This is a genomic window from Chloroflexus sp., from assembly GCF_034432675.1.
GTDB lineage: Bacteria > Chloroflexota > Chloroflexia > Chloroflexales > Chloroflexaceae > Chloroflexus.
In genome coordinates, this window is sequence record NZ_DAOUBI010000072.1 from 1 (window position 1) to 19,466 (window position 19,466).

18 protein-coding genes and 2 pseudogenes are annotated in these 19,466 nt (G+C 55.1%); 8 read left to right on the plus strand and 12 right to left on the minus strand.

The window, feature by feature from the left end:
* Positions 1-181: 181 nt before the first annotated feature.
* The 5 genes from def to VAE55_RS05635 all read left to right on the plus strand — a co-directional run bounded on the left by def (position 182) and on the right by VAE55_RS05635 (position 4,704).
* Positions 182-739: a peptide deformylase gene (def, locus tag VAE55_RS05615; protein ID WP_322814819.1), complete on the plus strand. Its 558-nt coding sequence runs from the start codon at positions 182-184 to the stop codon at positions 737-739.
* A gap of 51 nt (positions 740-790) precedes the next feature.
* Positions 791-1,339 carry an HD domain-containing protein gene (locus VAE55_RS05620; protein ID WP_322814820.1) on the plus strand — a complete coding sequence of 183 codons (549 nt, stop codon included), beginning with the start codon at positions 791-793 and terminating at the stop codon, positions 1,337-1,339.
* 33 nt (positions 1,340-1,372) lie between these two features.
* Positions 1,373-1,807, plus strand: a complete 435-nt coding sequence (locus tag VAE55_RS05625) for an RpiB/LacA/LacB family sugar-phosphate isomerase (RefSeq protein WP_322814821.1) — start codon at positions 1,373-1,375, stop codon at positions 1,805-1,807.
* A gap of 151 nt (positions 1,808-1,958) precedes the next feature.
* The gene (locus VAE55_RS05630) at positions 1,959-2,810 is read left to right on the plus strand and encodes an SDR family oxidoreductase (protein ID WP_322814822.1); all 852 of its coding nucleotides are present in this window, start codon (positions 1,959-1,961) and stop codon (positions 2,808-2,810) included.
* A gap of 820 nt (positions 2,811-3,630) precedes the next feature.
* Positions 3,631-4,704 carry an HD domain-containing phosphohydrolase gene (locus VAE55_RS05635; RefSeq protein WP_322814823.1) on the plus strand — a complete coding sequence of 358 codons (1,074 nt, stop codon included), beginning with the start codon at positions 3,631-3,633 and terminating at the stop codon, positions 4,702-4,704.
* Between the two features lie 359 nt (positions 4,705-5,063).
* On the opposite strand, the gene VAE55_RS05640 is transcribed toward VAE55_RS05635, so the two are convergent.
* From VAE55_RS05640 to VAE55_RS05665, 6 genes are all read right to left on the minus strand, one after another.
* Complete coding sequence (locus VAE55_RS05640) at positions 5,064-5,675, minus strand: SH3 domain-containing protein (RefSeq protein ID WP_322814824.1); 612 nt, start codon at positions 5,673-5,675, stop codon at positions 5,064-5,066.
* Between the two features lie 91 nt (positions 5,676-5,766).
* On the minus strand, positions 5,767-6,705 hold the full coding sequence (locus VAE55_RS05645) for a DUF3445 domain-containing protein (RefSeq protein ID WP_322814825.1): 939 nt from the start codon (positions 6,703-6,705) through the stop codon (positions 5,767-5,769).
* Positions 6,698-7,657, minus strand: a complete 960-nt coding sequence (mmuM, locus tag VAE55_RS05650; RefSeq protein ID WP_322814826.1) for a homocysteine S-methyltransferase — start codon at positions 7,655-7,657, stop codon at positions 6,698-6,700. Before mmuM ends, VAE55_RS05645 begins: the two co-directional genes overlap by 8 nt.
* A 612-nt stretch (positions 7,658-8,269) precedes the next feature.
* On the minus strand, positions 8,270-9,049 hold the full coding sequence (locus VAE55_RS05655) for a glycosyltransferase family 2 protein (RefSeq protein WP_322814827.1): 780 nt from the start codon (positions 9,047-9,049) through the stop codon (positions 8,270-8,272).
* Positions 9,050-9,051: 2 nt separating this feature from the next.
* Complete coding sequence (ruvB, locus tag VAE55_RS05660) at positions 9,052-10,104, minus strand: Holliday junction branch migration DNA helicase RuvB (RefSeq protein ID WP_322814828.1); 1,053 nt, start codon at positions 10,102-10,104, stop codon at positions 9,052-9,054.
* A 209-nt stretch (positions 10,105-10,313) separates the two neighbouring features.
* Positions 10,314-11,972 carry a DEAD/DEAH box helicase gene (locus VAE55_RS05665; protein WP_322814829.1) on the minus strand — a complete coding sequence of 553 codons (1,659 nt, stop codon included), beginning with the start codon at positions 11,970-11,972 and terminating at the stop codon, positions 10,314-10,316.
* Positions 11,973-12,209: 237 nt separating this feature from the next.
* On the opposite strand from VAE55_RS05665, the gene VAE55_RS05670 reads away from it, so the two are divergent.
* Positions 12,210-13,523, plus strand: a complete 1,314-nt coding sequence (locus tag VAE55_RS05670; protein ID WP_322814830.1) for a response regulator — start codon at positions 12,210-12,212, stop codon at positions 13,521-13,523.
* Between the two features lie 887 nt (positions 13,524-14,410).
* Here the strand turns inward: VAE55_RS05670 and VAE55_RS05675 are convergent.
* Entirely contained in the window at positions 14,411-14,584 is a 174-nt protein-coding gene (locus VAE55_RS05675) for a hypothetical protein (protein ID WP_322814831.1), read from the minus strand.
* A 22-nt stretch (positions 14,585-14,606) separates the two neighbouring features.
* Positions 14,607-14,735 (minus strand): annotated as a pseudogene (locus VAE55_RS19105) (DUF3592 domain-containing protein); the annotation flags it as partial.
* Between the two features lie 144 nt (positions 14,736-14,879).
* Between VAE55_RS19105 and tyrS the strand changes: the two are divergent.
* Complete coding sequence (tyrS, locus tag VAE55_RS05680; RefSeq protein ID WP_416181170.1) at positions 14,880-16,067, plus strand: tyrosine--tRNA ligase; 1,188 nt, start codon at positions 14,880-14,882, stop codon at positions 16,065-16,067.
* 11 nt (positions 16,068-16,078) lie between these two features.
* On the opposite strand, the gene VAE55_RS05685 is transcribed toward tyrS, so the two are convergent.
* From VAE55_RS05685 to VAE55_RS05700, 4 genes and pseudogenes are all read right to left on the minus strand, one after another.
* Positions 16,079-16,273: a hypothetical protein gene (locus VAE55_RS05685; RefSeq protein WP_322814833.1), complete on the minus strand. Its 195-nt coding sequence runs from the start codon at positions 16,271-16,273 to the stop codon at positions 16,079-16,081.
* A gap of 10 nt (positions 16,274-16,283) precedes the next feature.
* Positions 16,284-16,592, minus strand: a pseudogene (locus VAE55_RS05690) (HI0074 family nucleotidyltransferase substrate-binding subunit); the annotation flags it as partial.
* A 172-nt stretch (positions 16,593-16,764) separates the two neighbouring features.
* Complete coding sequence (locus tag VAE55_RS05695) at positions 16,765-17,415, minus strand: thiamine diphosphokinase (RefSeq protein ID WP_322814834.1); 651 nt, start codon at positions 17,413-17,415, stop codon at positions 16,765-16,767.
* Positions 17,415-18,032, minus strand: a complete 618-nt coding sequence (locus tag VAE55_RS05700) for a LysE/ArgO family amino acid transporter (protein ID WP_322814835.1) — start codon at positions 18,030-18,032, stop codon at positions 17,415-17,417. The genes VAE55_RS05695 and VAE55_RS05700 overlap by 1 nt, the downstream gene beginning before the upstream one ends.
* A 115-nt stretch (positions 18,033-18,147) precedes the next feature.
* On the opposite strand from VAE55_RS05700, the gene glgA reads away from it, so the two are divergent.
* The gene (glgA, locus tag VAE55_RS05705; RefSeq protein ID WP_322814836.1) at positions 18,148-19,374 is read left to right on the plus strand and encodes a glycogen synthase; all 1,227 of its coding nucleotides are present in this window, start codon (positions 18,148-18,150) and stop codon (positions 19,372-19,374) included.
* The last annotated feature ends 92 nt before the right edge of the window (positions 19,375-19,466 follow it).

Consider the following 19,466-nt stretch of genomic DNA (forward strand, 5'->3'; position numbering starts at 1 on the left):
ACCAATCCAGCGCGTGATAGCACCGCAGATGGTTGTTAGAGCGCGACAGTACAGCGTTTTATGAAATAAGTTCTAATTCCCTCTTTCATCCCACCATCTGGTAACCTTGCCACAAATCTCACGCTGTCGTAGAATGGAAAAAGTAACTGATTGAAGCCTACGGGCAAGGAACACACATCATATGGCTATTCGACGTATTCTGCGGATTGACGATGCTGAGGACCGTAAGATCCTCAAGATGCAATGTCGCCCGGTCAAGTCGCCAGATCGCAATCTCAAGCAACTGGTGGCCGACATGTTTGAGACCATGCGCGCTGCCCACGGAGTCGGGCTGGCCGCGCCCCAAATTGGCATTCCCATCCAGCTTTGTATTATTGAAATCCCTGCCGAATATGAGGAGCTTGCCGACGGCAGTGTGGTTGAAGTGGCACCAGCCGAACCATACGTGTTGATTAACCCGCGCATTGTCAAGATGAGCGGGGAAGAGGTTATGCGCGACGAAGGGTGCCTCAGTCTCCCCGGTTGGTACGGGATGGTGCCGCGTCAGACATGGGTGACGGTGGAATTTCAGGATCTAAACGGCAAGCATCATCGCTTGCGCCGTGCCGGTGATTTATTGGGTTGGGCCATTCAGCACGAAGTTGATCATCTCAACGGTATCCTCTTCACGGAACGGATCCGCGATCTGAGCACATTGCGTGATATTACGAAGGAGCGTGACGCGCAACCGGTTGACTAGGCTCCATAGCCGCGGTAATGTCACGTGACACTTGGCCCGGTCTAAACCGATATGCAAACACCTGATCTGGTACAGACTGCGCTCTTCTTTGCTACCCAAGCTCACAACGGCCAGGTGCGCCCTGGCAGCACCTGGCCGTACCTCGTGCATCTATGCGACGTTGCCCTGGAAGTGGCGACAACGCTGATGATTGAGCCAGGGCACGATACGACGCTGGCGCTTTGCTGTGCGCTTTTGCACGATGTGCTTGAGGATACTGATACTGACGAGGCAACATTGACTCAGTTCTTCGGTTCGGCGATCACGGCGGGAGTGCGGGCACTTACAAAAGACCTGACTCTCCCCCAGGCCGAACGGATGGCCGACAGCCTGCGCCGTATCCAGCAACAACCGCACGAGGTCTGGCTGGTGAAGCTGGCCGACCGGATCAGCAATCTATCAACACCACCGCCTGACCATTGGTCGAGGGAGCGGATCGCTGCGTATCGTGCCGAAGCTGAACTTATTCTCGCCGCCCTTGGTTCGGCCAGCCCACATCTGTCTGCACGACTCCGCAGTCGAATTGAACGGTATGGTGCATCCTCTGTAGTTCCGGATTGACAGTGAGAGCCATACAGTGGGAAAGGATGTCGTATGCGGATTGCTGTAGGGAGTGATGAACGGACTTACCTAACCGACGCGCTCATCACCGAGCTTAAACAGCGTGGTCATGATTTGATCTTGTTTGGGCCACTTGCCGGCACATCTGACCCGTGGCCCGATGTGGGGCGGGCAGTTGGTGAAGCTGTGGCCGCCGGGCAGGCCGATCAGGGTATCGTGTGCTGCTACACCGGTACCGGGGTGAGCATCGCCGCCAACAAAGTACCCGGTATCCGTGCAGCCCTCTGTCACGATGCACAGACGGCAGCAGGAGCGCGAAAATGGAACGATGCGAATGTGCTGGCACTGAGTCTGCGTACCACAACGCCTGAACTGGTGCGCGAAATTCTCGATGCCTGGTTCGCTACCGAATGCCCACCAGAGGAACAGGGCACTATTGACCGGCTACGAGCGTTCGATAAGTTATAAACTGCGCTCCCCTCTTGTTCTGAGAACCATGATCAACCAAGTAGCACCTGTACCTGTGGTATAGTACAAAAGGATGCACGTGACACGAGAAGACCCCGGTTGATGTACCGGGGTTTTTGTATGAATGAGGCAAGGAACAATGGAGCAGACGATGCAAGGAAAAACGGTGATTGTCACCGGTGCTAATTCGGGTATTGGTTACGTTACGGCACGCGAACTGGCTGCGATGGGAGCGCACGTGATCATGGTTTGCCGTTCACAGAGCAAGGGTGAAGCGGCCCGGCAACGGATCATGCAAGAAGCTAAAGGAGCACCAGAACCAGAGCTGGTACTGGCCGATTTTGCCTCACTGGCATCAGTACGCCGTGCTGCCGGTGACATTCTGGAGCGCTGCCCACGGATCGATGTCCTGGTTAACAATGCCGGTCTGTTTGTATCAGAACCCCTGGCCAGCGCCGACGGTTACGAAATGACCTTTGCCGTTAATCATCTGGCACCGTTCCTGCTCACCAACCTGTTGCTCGAACGGATCATCGCCAGTGCGCCGGCCCGTATCATCAACGTTTCTTCTTTCGCGCATGTCGCCGGCAGAATCGCAATCCCTCAGATCGCTTCTCCTCAGCGCCCCAACATTGCCCAGGCTTACAGTGACTCCAAGCTGTGCAACATTCTGTTCACAAACGAACTGGCCCGTCGCTTGCAGGGCAGTGGGGTGACTGCAAACAGCCTGCACCCCGGCGCAGTCGCCACCAATTTTGCCGCCGACGCTCGTGGCCTGTTTGCCTTCTTCTTCCGCCTTGCCCGCCCTTTCATGATCTCGCCGGAACAGGGAGCAGCGACCTCGATTTACCTGGCTTCATCACCTGAAGTTGTGGGGATCAGTGGGCAGTATTTTGTGCGCAAGAAGCCTGTCAAACCATCAGCAGCAGCGCAAGATACAGCCCTGGCGAAGAGGTTGTGGGAGTTCAGCGAACAACTGGTGCGCGAGAAGGTAGCAGCGTGATGGGATCGCATTAGACCGCACGATATTGCGCAGATTACCAGATCGCGGCAATAGCGCACAGAATAACGGGTTGGTGAAGGATTACTTTCACTCATACGAACGTTGTTCACCTTAGCCCAGACGCCTGGCGATCAGGCGATTCAACGATGTTTCAACAATTGGGGCAACGGTACACCCTGCGACCCACGCCTGCCGGTGCGTACGACAGATGGGAAAGCGTGGCTTCCCCACGTCAAACGACGCATCACGGGCAATCCGACCTCGAACACCGTATCCACGCCGGCGCGTGATACCACGGTGTGCCCGACGGCAACGCCGTTCTTATGTCCGCAGTCACTGCCGGTGTGATGGTATACTTGCGAGCGATGACTTCTATACAAACCAGATTGGATATTACCCAGAGCGACAGCGGAGTGTGAATGAGCGTAAGTTACCCATTTCCGGTACACAGGCAGAAGTGAGAGCTACGCTGTTGCCTGTCTGTCAAATGCGATGGTGTTTAATATTGCAGCCTTCTCCAATACGCTCCACTTCCAAACCGTTTGATATGGAACTATCAACAAAAAGCATGATGGCTTTGGTAACATGATAGTAATCATACTGATCTAAAATGAGCAAGGAATTTTTACCGCGCAGTTCAACATGGGTGATGGTCGATCCGCTTTATGACGTCGATACTAAACGCGGCCAAGCTATCTATATTTACAGATAGGGTTATGCCGGAATTTTATCAGCACGATCTGAAGCCGATATACCACGTCACGCTATGCTACAATAAACATCGCAGCGACCTCCGTTAAACCGGAAAGCATCATAGCCTATGCAGAGTCAACCTTACAACGTATTGGTCATTGATGATGATCCTAATGTGCGCGATATTCTAAGCAGTCTGCTCAAACGTGAACGCTGTGTCGTCCGCACTGCAGCATCAGGGCACAGCGGCATTGCAGCTACCAGGTCTGAGTTACCCGATCTCATCCTGCTTGATGTCATGATGCCCGATCTCGATGGGTTCAGTGTCTGCCGCATGTTGCGTGAAGATCCGCTGACGGCTGAAGTTCCCATTATTATGATTACCGCACTTGATGATCGGGCTTCGCGGCTGGAAGGGGTAAAAGCCGGGGCTGATGAGTTTTTATCCAAGCCGGTCGAATTGAGCGAGTTGCGCCTGCGGGTGCGCACGATGCAGCGGATCAACCGCTACCGCCGATTAATTGAAGAGCGAGAGCGCGCAGCAGCTCAGGAGCGTCTCCTGACCGAACAGGCCCGGCAGGCAGCCCAGGCGATTGCCGAAGCGTATGATCAAACCCTGATCGGCTGGTCACGTGCCCTTGATCTCCGGGACAAAGAGACAGAGGGGCATTCACAACGGGTCGCTCAACTTACGCTGGCTGTGGCACAGGCACTCAATATTCCCCCAGAAGAGCAGCTCAATATGTGGCGAGGTGCGATGCTCCATGATATTGGCAAAATTGGCGTACCTGACGCCATTTTGCACAAGCAGGGACCACTCACCGAAGAGGAATGGGAGATTATGCGTCGTCATACAACCTATGCCTACGAGTTACTCTACCCGATTGCTTACCTGCGCCCCGCACTGGACATTCCATACTGCCATCATGAAAAGTGGGATGGTACTGGCTACCCACGAGGCTTACGCGGCGAACAGATTCCATTGGCGGCCCGTATCTTTACACTGGTTGATGTTTGGGATGCGCTAACAAATGATCGACCGTATCGCAACGCATGGAGTCGTGAGCAAGCTTGGCAATACATTTATAATCAAAAGGGTAAACATTTTGATCCGCAACTGGTTGATCTTTTTCTCTCCATTGCTGCACCTGACTTGACGAAGGGAATGGAACGCCAGGTTTCCGGAGGGAAAGAAGATTAGCGGTTATCCCTTGACTTCAGGACAGAGCACACCACTGCTCACACCTTCTCTACTTTTCAGATGTGATGTGAAAGCCCCCATCCTACCCGCCCCGTTGGGGGCGGGAATTACCGGTGTGGGGCCTTTCCCGCATGCGCGAGTTTGTTCAAAGTTGCATTATAGCACCAGAAGCAGGCAAGATGTGCGGTTTCAGGTGGTAGACGAGCCGGATATGTGCACTTTCGGGGTATCTGCCGGTGCCACACGGGGGTAAAGCACGAGAGTCATTCCTGAATAGCGTGGATACGACTCCGATTACGCCAGGGTTGACATTCGCCGGTAGAGGCACGGCGTGCCGTGCCTCACTGAACTGATGTTGTTTACTGAGCCGGGGCAAGAAAATCGACGGCAACGTACCCTTCTAGGCCATCAGGGGTGCGTACCGGTCGCCAGACAAAATCAGCACCGACAACATCATCGCCGATCTGCTCAACGCGGGTACCATCAGGAAGCGTGGCAATCGGCTGATTATTGCGATTGGGTTGAGGACGGAGGAAGAGACCCTGACCGCCGGTATTGACAATCACAAAGAAACGCGGAGCGGGTGTTGGGGCTGCAGTAGGAGCTAAGGTGCCGGTACCACTTTGGGCATCAGTAGCAGTCGTAGGTTGTTCAAGTATAGGGGCAGTAGGAACACCTATGGGCGCTTCCCGACGATCACCCCGTAGCAGAGACAGCGACAAGATAAAAATCAGGACGATGAGAACAAGACCACCAATCAGGTACATCCAACCCCGTTGCTGTAACCACCGAATCAAAATCTGGGCAAAATTACCGCTGTATGTAGTACCACTGACAGCAGATGTCGGTCGCCAGCGCGGCGCAGACGCTGTTGCGTCCAGACGTTCAGTACGTGCTGTATCACGTCGCTGAGCTGCATCACCTGGTCGAGGTTCAGCACTTCTGGTCTGCCGTTCTGGATTTTCTCTCATGAACGTCTCCTCCATTTGCCTCATCGCCGACATATGATAGCACATCTTTGTCTGGCAACTCAGCCTGTCCGGCTGATCGATGCGCGGCAGGCTACGACGCTAGATCGTACAGTTGACGATCCAAATACTCCAGGAGCGGATGCAGGTAGGGGGTAACTCCTTTATAATCAAGGATCGCCGGATCGAGCTGTCGGAGGAGCTGAGCCATGGCAGCCGTCCACTGCGGATCGCTAGTCAGTTGTGCTAGCGATACCACGTAGGTACGCACTGTAAACAAGACTACCGGATGGCGAGCCATCCGAACAAGCGTCTGTCGCTCCACACGGTAAAAGACACGTTCACCGGCATTATCTGCAGTTACTGTGCTCTTTTGCCGATCGAGAGAACCGAGCCGCGGCGAAAGATCAAGATCGGGAAGCACCGCCAGTGACCAGTTACGCCGCCAGACCGGACGCTGCGGTTGCAGTCGACTTATCAATTGAACAGTTGATTGGGTCAGTTGCGCGATGAAACCGGGCACCGGCCCGTGAATAGCGGATAGCGGTAACCCCATCTTATCAGAGAGACACCAGCGGTTGGGAAAGCAGAGCTGACCGGCAATGAGTGGATGCCCAGAGGTTTCATTGACCGCTATCAGCAGCAAATCTTCCTGAACCTGGCGACCGAGCCAATCGATTGGCCATAGGCCAAGATCATTACCAATCCGAATTGATGACACCTGATTAGTCAGCCGATTTTCCCACTCCAGTTCTGAACCACGTCGTCGCAGCACGAACCAATCAGGATAGAAACGATGTAGCTCAGCTAATCCCCATTCCAGCAGTTCCCACTGTGCCGGCAGAGTCTCAGGGTATGCCTGCACGTAGTATGAGTGATCGGCAGCTAACAATGCCCGTTTCAGCATCAATTCAGCATGATAGTGATCAGGATCGACATGAAAAACCGGTGCGCCGTGCAGAGGGTATGCACCAACGCGCAACACCTGCGGCGAAGGAATAACGAAAGGATCAAACGGCCATGCTTCAATCATGATTTACCCCGGCAGCAGCCCAGGCAGCCAACGCTCGAATATGGTTAGGAGTAGTCCGGCAGCAACCACCGATCAGCCGTGCTCCCACAGTGTACCATTGCCTGGCCTGGGCCACAAAATCGTCAATCTCAGTCGTACCAATCCAACATTGCCCAACCGGATCATAGACTTCGCCCGAATTAGGATAGACCACTATCGGCTTGTCGGTAACAGCCCGTACAGCGCGGATGAGATCGGGAAGGAAGCGAGGAGCTGTACAGTTAACCCCAATTGCGGCCACCTGGGGATGGGCTGCAATCTCAGCAGCACATTCGGCAATTGGTTCTCCCTGAGCAGTGTGAGTACTATCGCGAGCACTGAAACTAATCCACGCGGTCAGGTGTGGGAATTCGGGCAGGAGTGCAACTAATGCCCGTGCTTCGTCGAGACAGGGAATCGTTTCACACGCAAAGAGATCGGGTTGGGCAGCTGCCAAAGCAGCCATGCGAGGTCGATGAAACTCAATCAATTCAGCTACAGATAAGCTGTAGTTGCCGCGATATTCCGAGCCATCGTGTAAAAATGCACCATACGGGCCTACCGAGGCTGCAACCAGTGGTCGTAGCCGCCCGCCTCGATTCGCCGGGTCAGCCCAAAACTGATCGCGTGCAGCTTGTGCCAATGTGACCGAGCGCTGTAAGAGCAAAATTGCCTGATCATGAGCGATTCCACGCGCCATAAAACCGGGAATCGTTGCCTGATAACTCGCAGTAATGGCAATATCAGCACCATCCGCAAAATAGTCGGCGTGCACAGCCTGAATCAACGATGGATTTTCGATCAACACCTTCGCCGACCAAAGCGGATCGGCAAGATCGCAACCACGCCGCTCCAGCTCCGTAGCCAATGCTCCATCGAGGATCAGGAGTGGGCGTTGGGCAAGGGCAGCAGTTATCGGATTTGGTGAACTCATCTTGAGCATCTCTTCGGCAAGGAACAAATTTCGTGAATCGCTTACTCCGCTGTAGCTTCGTTGCAAGATTGGTAGCGGCTCCAACCTGGTTAGTCAGACCAGCCCTACGCCGATAGTAAGCGCCTGGTCCAGGGTTCAGTTCGGGTTACAAGTCCTGCCCAACCGGATAACGAATGGTAAGTACATTACTTATCTTACCTGTGTAACACCAAATCTTGCTCAACAATGTGCATTTCTCAGATGTGAGCCTCGTGCTGAAACGCTACCAGGTGTAGCACCGGCAAGTCGTTAGTGGATTGTCGTTTGTGTGGCAGTAGGGGCTCCACTGTACTAACGCTGTCGTCCAGCAGTGTATCATTCAGATACAGCATCAAGGTGATAGTCGGCTAGTGCATCGCGAGCTCTACTTTAGTATAGCTATCTACCCTCATCATTCCAGGGTAAATGTTCAATCACAACGAGATAATGTCTGAGCAACGCCGAGGTTTAACTCCTTAACTTATCATACCACAAGACACTTATCTGGGGTAAAAGATGTTTTAAGAAGAGCAAGAAATAGTGAAGGAAGGATGGTGTACGAGAATTGTTGGGTAGTGAAGCTAGATTCACAGGTCACTGTCGTGAAACATGCCGTAATCCGTACAGCATACAAAACTTTACCACTTCATACCAGGCCATGGTAGCACAAAGAAACAGCCCCAACCAGTCATCCCGCCAGCCGCCGAGCTGAACGTAGCGGCGCCAAAACTCGCGGGTCGGCGCACCGATCAGATTACGCAGCCGCATCCGTTTACCATGCCGATACAGCGTCATTGCCTCGGCGAGCGCGTAGCGGGCCTGTTTTTGCCACAATTCATCAAGCCGTTCGATGTTGAGATGGAGCAGATGCCCACGCATTGTTCCGACGGTGCCGTTCAGCGTTGCCACTTCGTGTACTGCAACCTGCTCATCGTAATGAGCCGCATTGCGCCGCAGCAGGCGAAGCTGAAAATCCGGGTACCAGCCGCCACCACGCAGACGCCGACCAAAAAACAGGTTGTAGCGGGGAATCCGGTAACCGGCAAGGTCGGGCGGAGGGGTTGTCCGCTTCCATGTGGCAAGTTCGATGAATAGTTCCGGCGTCAGGCGCTCATCTGCATCAATGAAGAGTACCCAATCGCCTCGACACTGTCGTAGCGCGAGATTACGTTGGGCACTAAAGCCACGCCACGGCTCAATCAACACCCGACAACCGTGCTCTGCGGCAATCGCCGCGGTAGCGTCACGAGTCTGGGCATCCACGATAACGACTACATCATCGCTCAGGCCGGCGATGCTGCGCAGACAACCGGCAAGATGACGCTCTTCATCACGGGCAATGATGGCAATCGAAAGCAAGGGATGGTGCGGCATGATCAAAATAGTGTTGCCTGTTGCGGCCCACTCTCGTCGTCAGTCGGTAGGGTGCGGTCCGGGTAGGGCAGGCCAAGATGTTCGTAAGCCCGCCGGGTTGCAATCCTCCCTCGTGGGGTGCGCTGCAAGAAACCGAGTTGCAGCAAAAATGGTTCGTACACGTCTTCGATAGCATCAACCTCTTCGGCCAGGGCTGCGGCAAGGGTACTGAGACCGACCGGGCCACCGTTGAACAGTTCAATGATTGCCCGGAGCAGACGACGGTCATTCTCATCAAGGCCCAATTCGTCGATCTCAAGCTGGGCCAGCGCATCCCGCGCCACCTGAAGCGTGATCGCGCCATCGGCCACAACCTGGGCATAATCGCGTACCCGGCGCAAAATCCGGTTCGCAATCCGAGGTGTTCCTCTGGCGCGACGACCAATTTCGCGAGCACCTTCGGGGCTGATAGGAACGCCAAGAATGCGCGCTGAACGGCTAACAATTTCGGTCATCGCGTCATCAGAATAGAAGACCAGCCGATGCACAGCGACAAAACGGTCGCGCAGGGGTGAGGTGAGTAACGCCAAACGGGTGGTGGCACCGATCACGGTAAAGCGGGGCAGGTTAAGGCGCAAACTGCGGGCACCTGGCCCTTTGCCAACCACCAGATCGAGCGCAAAATCTTCCATCGCCGGATACAGTACCTCTTCAACGGCCCGATTCAAGCGATGTACCTCATCGATAAACAATACATCATTGGCCTGGAGATTGGTCAGGATAGCAGCCAGATCGCCGGCCCGTTCAATTGCCGGCCCACTGGTAATCTTGATTTTGGCACCCATCTCGTTGGCCACCACGTTCGCCAGCGATGTTTTGCCCAACCCCGGTGGGCCATAAAAGAGGGTGTGATCGAGCGACTCATTCCGCCCACGAGCCGCGGCGATGGCAATCCGCAGTTGCTCGACAACCTTCTCCTGGCCGATAAACTCGCTGAGGGTGCGGGGACGAAGGCTCTTTTCAACCTGTTGGTCGTCGCTATCTGAATGTGGATTGACCAGCCGCTCGGCGCTCATGGCCATCCTTTCCACCATTGTTCGCACAGGTGTACGCATCTCGCCACTGATTATAGCATAGCCCGGCGAGGCTGAAAGGAGAGAAGCGGGCAAGCGCCCGCTTCTCTCTGCAATTTGGCAGAGCCGTGGTAGAGGCGATGGCAATGCTAGAGCGTTTGGATGATGGACGTGGATTGAAGCTGGTCAATCCTCCCATCATAGCCAGCCGTTCAGGCAGCCACTGCCGCCTCTGCCAGAAGCACAGCCCGGACACGCTGACCGCGCAACGTTGTCCGATTAAGCGCCTGGAGCACCTGTTGGGCTGCCCGACGTGGTACTTCGACGACGCTTGTCCGGGCCCGAATTTCGATCTCGCCGATGCTGCGTCCGGGCAATCCGGACTCGTTTGCAATGGCGCCGACGATGTCAGCAGGGCGAATCTGATCGTTGCGCCCAAGGTTGATCTGCAAGCGTACCATCGTCCGCTCAGTACGCTCGCTGCGTGCGTCGGCTTTGGTGCGTGGCGAACGCGCAGATCGTTCCGAGCGTTCGCGCTGCGGACGCTCAGCAGGCGGTGGGTCGAGCCGGGTAATCGTATCAACCTGATCGGTCTGATTTTCGTTCAAGAGCAGTTTCAATGCAGCGGCAGCTACCGTGCGCAGATCACCTGTGGCCACCAGTTCATCGATCAGGGTGGTGTAGCCGGCAAGCGCAGGATCGGCCATCGCTGCCCGCAATTGATCGACCAGCGCCGAACGACGGCGGGCCGCCACATCGGCCAGTGTCGGCATCTGGCAGCGCTCGATCCGGGTGCGAGTCACCCGCTCGATAATCTGTAACATGCGGCGTTCGCGTGGGGTGATAAAGGTGATCGCCACCCCTTCGCGCCCGGCCCGTCCAGTACGACCAATCCGGTGTACGTAGCTTTCGGGGTCAGTGGGTACATCGTAGTTGATAACGTGACTCACCTCGGCGATGTCAAGACCGCGCGCCGCAACATCGGTTGCCACCAACACATCAAGTTGCCCTTCGCGGAAACGTCGCATCACCCGATCACGGGCGGCCTGGCTTAAATCGCCGTGCAGCGACTCGGCAGCGTAACCCCGTCCTTGCAGCCGTTCACCAATATCATCGGCCTCCTGGCGTGTTCGACAAAACACAATCGCCAACTGAGGCATTTCGGCATCGAGCACCCGGCAGAGAGCATCGAGCTTGTCACGGACCAGCACTTCGTAGTAAGCTTGCCGGATACGCGGGGTCGTCAATTGCTCGGCAGCAATGCTCACCCGCACCGGCTGGCGGGTATAACGCAGGGTTAAGTTTTGCACTGCCGGCGGCAACGTCGCCGAGAAGAGAGCGGTCTGCCGTTCCGTTGGGGTCAACTGCAAAATCGCCTCCAACTCCTCAGCGAAGCCCATATCGAGCATCTCATCAGCTTCGTCGAGCACCACCATACGCAGGTGATCAAAGCACAGACTGCCACGCTTGAGATGATCGAGCACCCGTCCTGGTGTCCCAACCACGACCTGCGTCCCCTGAGCCAGCCCGCGCAACTGGCGTTCAATGGGTTGGCCACCATAAATCGGTAATACGCGCAACGAACGGTGGCGACCATAGCGATGGATTGCCTCTGCCACCTGTACGGCCAGCTCGCGGGTAGGGGCCAGGACAAGCGCCTGCACCACCAGCGCGTCGGTGACACGTTCAATCATCGGCAACGCAAATGCTGCCGTCTTCCCGGTGCCGGTCTGGGCCTGAGCGATCACGTCGCGACCGGCAAGTAACAATGGAATGGACTGAGCCTGAATGGGTGTTGGTTCGTCGTAGCCAAGCCCGCTCAATGTGCCCACCAGCGCATCACTCAGGCCCAACTCAGCAAAAGTAGTCATGGTATCCCGTTTCACATATCGACATTACATCGTGACGAAGATACGCCACACAAGATAGTAATTATAGCATACATTTCTGATTTTGAAAGAACCTTTTTGAGCCGAGACAGCATACAATTTTAGGACCAACGGCTCCTTCACGGATCACCAGTGTGTGGTATCCTATAAATACTGGAAAGATTTTGCTTTCATCAAGCATTTACTCATATGATGCATACGATGCAGTAGGAGCGTAACATGACAGCGTCGGCTCGCATTCTTGTTGCCGAAGATGAACCAGATGTGGGCATGCTCCTGCGGGAAATTCTGGTAAGTGAAGGGTACGAGGTAGAACTGGTACCTAATGGCCACCTCCTGGTGGAACGCGCCCAGGAACATCCACCGGATTTGATTCTGGTTGACCTGCTCATGCCATTGATGGATGGCCTGGAAGCAATCCGCCAACTGCGTAACGACACCCGTACGTCACATCTGCCGATGCTCATCCTCACTGCACTTGGCGATTCGTCGCGCATTGTTGAAGGATTGGAGACCGGTGCGGATGACTATATTGTCAAACCTTATGAACGCGAAGTATTGCTGGCCCGTGTACGCTCACAATTGCGACGAGCATCGCAATTACCGGCCCGGAATCCGCTCACCGGCTTACCCGGCAATGTCTCCATTCAGGCCGAGATCAATCGTCAACTCCAGCAAGGGGCTAAATTTGCTCTGCTGTATATCGATCTCGATAATTTCAAAGCGTTCAATGATGTTTACGGGTTTGCGCGTGGGGATAAGGCGCTGCATCTCGTAGCCAGTGTCTTACAGGAACAGTGCCATCCGGGAGACTTTATCGGCCATATCGGTGGTGACGATTTTGTGGTGATTCACTTCGGTGCAGACCCTGAAACGTTATGTAAACGTATTATTCAAGTCTTCGATCAGCGTATTCGCACTCTGTACGACGAGGCCGATCTCCAACGAGGCTATCTGGTTGCCACAGATCGCTACGGTATTGTACGCCAGTTTGGAATTATTAGCCTTTCTATCGCAGTGGTAACTACCTACACGCGCACCTTTCGCAATTATGACGAAGTAGGGCGGGTTGCAGCGGAATTGAAACAGGCGGCCAAGCAGATTGCCGGCAGTGCGTATAAGATAGATCAACGAAGTGATGATGCAATCCCTCCCTCTCTTAATGACCGTCGCAGTAGTTCATCACCTGAAGCGCTTATCGTCTGTCATGATGATATTGTGCGCGCAGCAATTATTGCTACGCTCAATGTACATGGCTATCGCCTGCTCATTGCCGATAACGAGATCGCAGCCCAGGGATTACTCGCTCACAATCCCCATCCGGCGCTCATCGTGGCCGAGGTTCAGCGAGCCACACCAATTCAGATCTGGGAACAAGTGAATCACAATACAACACTGATTGCGTTGATCAACGATGACGAGGATGCAACCATCGCCCGGCAAGTTGGTGCGCGGTCTATTATTCGATTGAACGGCAGTCCTCTCAATCTCTCAGATCAGTTGCAGGCAGCATTGGCAACACTGACTCGATGATCCAATCGTTCTTCACTCCTAGAGTTCGCTACCACGTCAAAACATGGCTGCTTAGGGATGCACTCGCTACGTTTTCGGATGTTCTTGAACGATACTAAAACAGTCCCGTATAACTATCTGCGCTTGTAACCGCTTTTGCCGGCGATACCGACACCGATGCGTATGCCAAAAATCGAGCGCTGCCCTCAGTGCTCCGGCCAGTTCACCCAGGGTTTCGCGATGATCTACTCCGGTATAGGAAACTATGTAGTCAGCGAGGATACAACCGATAGGTCACAGATCGTTCCTGGTGACAGGTTAGCAACTATTAGACAGCCTGATCGTTGTAGCCCAGGCATATAAACTGAACACCATTCCCCTACAATAAACACTGCACGTGCAATCAGAATGTTGGTGTTAATCACACTCGCTCTTGCAAACACGCTGCATGTGGATGCACAGCTTCCACACCAAACATCACGACACGCGCATCACTAAAGTACCTCCTAACTACTCTTTGCAATAGTACAACTGCTTGCTCTGTTGTCATCAAGCGACAATGTGATAAAGTGGCGTGGAACTGACGGCAGACCACGAGTGCCGGGTACATGTGTGGTCCAGCGAGGCTAGCTGCAGCGCCGTGCTGCCACCAACCGAAACCACCGATGCGGAAGGTGAAGCCGTGGGGGCAAACGCCGGACGTCGTGCCTTGAGCACGACGTCTTGTTGGTTTGGTATATGCACGTGTTGGGACAAGGGAAGATACAGCGACGCGTTAGTCTACGTACCGCAACCAGATCGCCTTATCCCATAACGACGCACGGTATCGTATCTGAGCGGGCATGGTGGCACTTTGCCGTTAGCACAGCGTGATCATCACGACTAATGGCGACGGCTGTCGCCGAGAGTCAATCATTGCAACAGGGCAACAACTGCTCATTATTTCTCCGCCGCAGCAGAATAATGCCGAACAGTCCGAACAATCCTCCCCATTTCAGCAGAACTACCAGCGTGTGGAGAAGACCGAGAACGCCCATCAGCGCGAGAAAGCCTCCCAACTCCATCACAATACCTGACGGCATCCAGACTTCCCAAGATATCGATCAATGCTGACTGCGGCGTTTGCGGGTCGTAGCGCACCTTGACGGTATCACCGACACGGTACGACGACGGCTTACTGCCGGTGCTGCTCTCGAAGCGAGTGAGTTCTCCATCAACCGTGCGAAATTCCACGACCGGATAGAAGAACGTCTTGCGCTCACCACCTGAAGTTCTGGTGGCGGTGTCCGATTACTCTCCATATCCTCTCGCGTTTTTCGCTTGACACACACCCCGCTCCCTGTTAGCATAAACTACGTTTGCAGTCTTAATAACGTGCTGGGAGCGTCTGGGATGGATCTGTCCGAACTATTACGGCGCGGCGTTGCTGAGGTAATTGTTGAGAGCGAACTGCGCACTCGCTTGCAAAGTGGAACGCCACTGAGGCTAAAACAGGGCTTTGATCCCACCAAGCCCGATATGCACATCGGCCACGCTGTTGGTTTGCGAAAATTGCGTGCTTTCCAGGAACTGGGGCATCAGGTGGTGTTGATTGTCGGTGATTGGACGGCACAAATCGGCGATCCGAGTGGTCGCGACGAAACCCGTACCCGCCTGTCGGCTGCCGAGGTACGGGCCAACGCCGAGACCTACATGGAGCAGTTCTTCCGTGTTATTGATCGTCAACGTACCGAGGTGCGCTGGCAGAGTGAATGGTTTGGTCAATTCACGCTGGAGCATGCCCTCGATCTGGCCGGTCGCTTCACCCTGGCCCAAATGCTGGCCCACGAAACGTTCCGTAAGCGGTATGAAACCGGTGCGCCACTGACCATCCTCGAATTGATGTATCCGATGCTTCAGGCGTATGACTCGGTGGCGATCAAGGCCGATGTGGAATTCGGCGGTACCGACCAGAAATTCAATATCCTCGCCGGTCGTGAATTGATGGCGCAACTGGGTATGACGCCGCAACAGGTCTTCCTCGTGCCGCTCATTCCCGGCACCGATGGCCGTAAGATGTCGAAGACGTTTAATAACACGGTCGATATTCGGATGCCGCCATCGGAAATGTATGGTCGCATTATGTCAATGAGCGACGAGGTACTACCTCTCTATTTTGAAGTGCTGACCGATGTGCCGCTGGCAGAGATAGACGAGATGAAGCTGGCCATGGCCGCCGGACAGGTCAATCCACGCGATCTGAAGATGCGGCTGGCGCGTGAGATTGTGGCGCAGTTCCACGACCCGGCTGCTGCCGCTGCCGCCGAAGCCGCCTTCGTTCGTCAATTCGTTGAGCGCGAGATTCCCGAGGATATTCCAACATTTACCCTCACCGCACCGAGCGGGATAGTTGAGGTGTTGGTCGCCAGCGGTCTCGCCCCTAGCAAGAGTGAGGCGCGCCGCCTGATTGACGGTGGTGGCGTGCGGGTTGACGGTGAACGGGTTGAGGACTACGCCCTAACGCTGTCGCCCGGTGCTAATGTCGTGGTACAGGTTGGTCGCCGTAAGTTTGTGCGCGTTGTGTAGGGGCAGGTTGTTTATCCTGCCCCCTTTACTTCCGGGCATTGTCGTATACCACGTTGTATCAGCACGCTGTCGCGTGCGATGATAGCCCGAAACCCCGCATCAGTTGTGGCCCAATCTACAATGTCAACCTTCCAGGGTAAATCGGAATCGGCGAAATCTTCGACCAGGCCCGCCAGCACGTCAAGAGCAAGCGGCTCATCGGTCATAATGACCAGATCAAGATCGGAGTATCGTCACTGCTGGCGCTTCGGCAAGTAGTTCACCTGCGTGTTGACATACCATCAACGCTTTCGCACTGTCGTATGTGTGAGAAGTCATATGACGCAACAAGCGATAGCGAAACCAGGCTTCGACATCGGTGATGAGCCCCTTTTCGGCTGCTGTACGGATGAAGTTACGAAAATTACTGACATCAACCTCTTCTGGAAAAGCAGCATCCAGTTCAAGCCGCCGCCGTATCATCTTGATACACAATTCGTACACGAACTCAAAGTTTTGCACGACACCGGCCATGATTGTCTGCTGAACCTCCGCGCTCTGCGCATCGAACTACGACCGATCATTCACGACACGCAGTACAGTATCGAGAGATTGAATTGCTCGAGTCAGTGATGATAGGTCAAGTATCATTGCGATATTCCCCCGCGAAAACGCAAGGCTATTCGTCGCCTGTGGCACACCGGCGCAGGCCAACTCCCTACACTGGCTCAGCCTGCGTCGTCAGCACCACCAGCAGCATGCCCTGCCCAACCGAAACTCGTGCCGGCAGGTTATTGATGACATTGCTCACGCCGCGTGCCCGGTCATGGTAGAGCGTTCCATTCGTAAGCGGATAGGCCAGTCCCGCGGTCGTGATACCGTGGGCATCGCCGCCAAACGGCAGCAACGAGACGGTATCACCCACGAGGCCGGGGATGATACTCTCACGATCCACCAGCCAAATTTGTTGCGGAACGTCGAGCAGACGAACACGGCGGCCACGCAGCTCCGGCATCCCCAACAACATTACGTTCGCCAGCGATTGATCCCACCGTCCACCCAGTGCCCCGATCACGTCGATCCGGGTCGCACCCATGGCGGCTGCGGCCAGCAAGGCCAGTTCGAGATCGGTCTCGTCTTTGTCGGGGCGATGCCGTTCAATCACGACCCCTTGCGCCTGATACGCAGTCAGCGCTTCCGCAGTAATTGAGTCGAGATCACCAATGATCACGTGCGGCGTGTAGCCGCCGGCAAACAGGGCAGTACCGCCACCATCTGCGGCAATCAGCCGGTCGGCAAGCGTCAGCAACCGCTGGTACGGCGTAAGATCAATCGCCGGTGCATTTGCTACAATCACGGTGTACGTCATCACAAACCCCTGCTCAACAAGGCGGCTACCCCAAACCCGATAATCACCAACCCCGACACCAGATTGATCACCCGCAACACCGGCACGGTCACCCACCCGCGTACCAGTGCAACCCCACTGCTCAACAACGTCCACCAGAGCGCCGAGCCGAAGGCAACCCCGGCAACCAGCGTCATCCCGTTGAGCAAGTTACCGGCAGTAACCAGGCCCAGACCGGCAAAGATGACGGTGAAGATCAAGATGGTCGCCGGGTTGGTCAGTGTAAGAAAGAAGGTTGAGAGATATGCGCCAAGCAAGCCTCGCCGGGTGATGGTCGGTTGGGCAATGACCGGATCGGGTCGGGCAAGCATGATTGTCAGGCCGATCCAGATCAAGGCGATACCACCAGCAAGCTGAAGCAGGGAACTCAGCCCAAGCAGGATCAGGCTCATCGCCTGTAAACCCAGCGCAGCAATACTGCCGTAGAGCGCATCAGCCGTGGCAGCGCCTAATCCGCTGATGAAACCGGTCAATCGCCCGTCGGTTATCGTGCGCCTGATACAGAGCAAGCCAATCGGCCCAACCGGTGCCGCAATCGCCAGCCCAAACAAAAGACCGCGACCGAACAACTCAAGCATTGCAGGCATCCTCTCCGGTGCATGACATGATATGCGATCCATGCTGCTCTTGTTGGCGCAAAACCATGTATACTGAAGAAACGAGTTCATTATACCATGAGAGAAGAGGCTTGCTATGCCTGAACTGCGCCGTGTGGCCCTCTTTACGAATGAGTACCCACCGTATATCTATGGCGGAGCCGGTGTCCACGTCGAGTATCTGAGCCAGGCGCTTAGCCGGATGGTACCGGTTGAAGTTCGTTGCTTTGGCGACCAACACGTTGACACAGCCAACCTGAAGGTGCGGGGATATTCTCGCTGGGAAGAGGCACGCCAGAATACCGATCCCCGCTTTGCCGGTGCGGTCGACGCAGTTGCCCGCTCACTGGCGATGGCAAAAGATACGCTCGACGCCAGCGTGGTTCATTGTCATACCTGGTACACCGATCTGGCGGGTCTGTTCGCCAGCAAGCTATGGGGGATTCCCTACGTATTAACCATCCACTCGCTCGAACCATTGCGCCCCTGGAAGGTTGAACAACTGGGCAACGCCTACCATCTTAGCTCGTGGATCGAACGCACGGCGATTGAGCAGGCCCATGCCGTGATCGCCGTTTCCAAAGAGACCCGCGCCGATATTCTGCGCCTGTTCAATATAAATCCCGAGCGTGTCCATGTCATCTACAACGGGATCGATCTCAACGAGTACCGGAAAACCAGCGCAACCGATGCCCTTGAACGGTACGGCGTTGATCCAACCCGCCCCTTCGTGCTCTTCGTCGGACGGATTACGCGCCAGAAAGGGATTATCCATCTGGTGAATGCCATCCCTCACATTGACCCGACAGCGCAAATCGTGCTCTGCGCCGGCGCTCCTGATACGAAAGAGATCGGGATCGAGATGGAGGAACGGGTTGCCGCCGTGAGCACCCACCGTCCCGGTGTGATCTGGATTCGCGAGATGCTTCCCCGCCAGGATGTGATTCAATTCTACTCGCACGCCGCCGTCTTCTGTTGTCCGAGTGTGTACGAACCGTTTGGTATTATCAATCTTGAGGCGATGGCCTGTGAGACGGCTGTGGTGGCTTCGGCGGTCGGCGGTATCAAAGAGGTTGTCATTCCTGAAGAGACGGGGTTGCTGGTCGATCCCAATCTCAAGCCGGGCAGTTTCGATCCCGTCGATCCCGTCGCATTCTCGGCAGATCTGGCGGCTGCGATCAATCGTCTGCTGGCCAATCCCGACATGCGTCATCAGTTCAGTCAGGCCGGTCGGCGTCGGGTCGAACAGGTGTTTAGCTGGGACGCAATTGCCCGCCAGACGATTGAGTTGTATCAGGCGGTGATTGAGTCGTTCGCAGGTTAGGGGGAAGGGTAGGAGATAGGAAATAGGAAAGAGGAGGTAGGATGCAGAAGAGGGTGTATCCTGCTTCCAGGCTACCGGTATAGCAGCGGGGA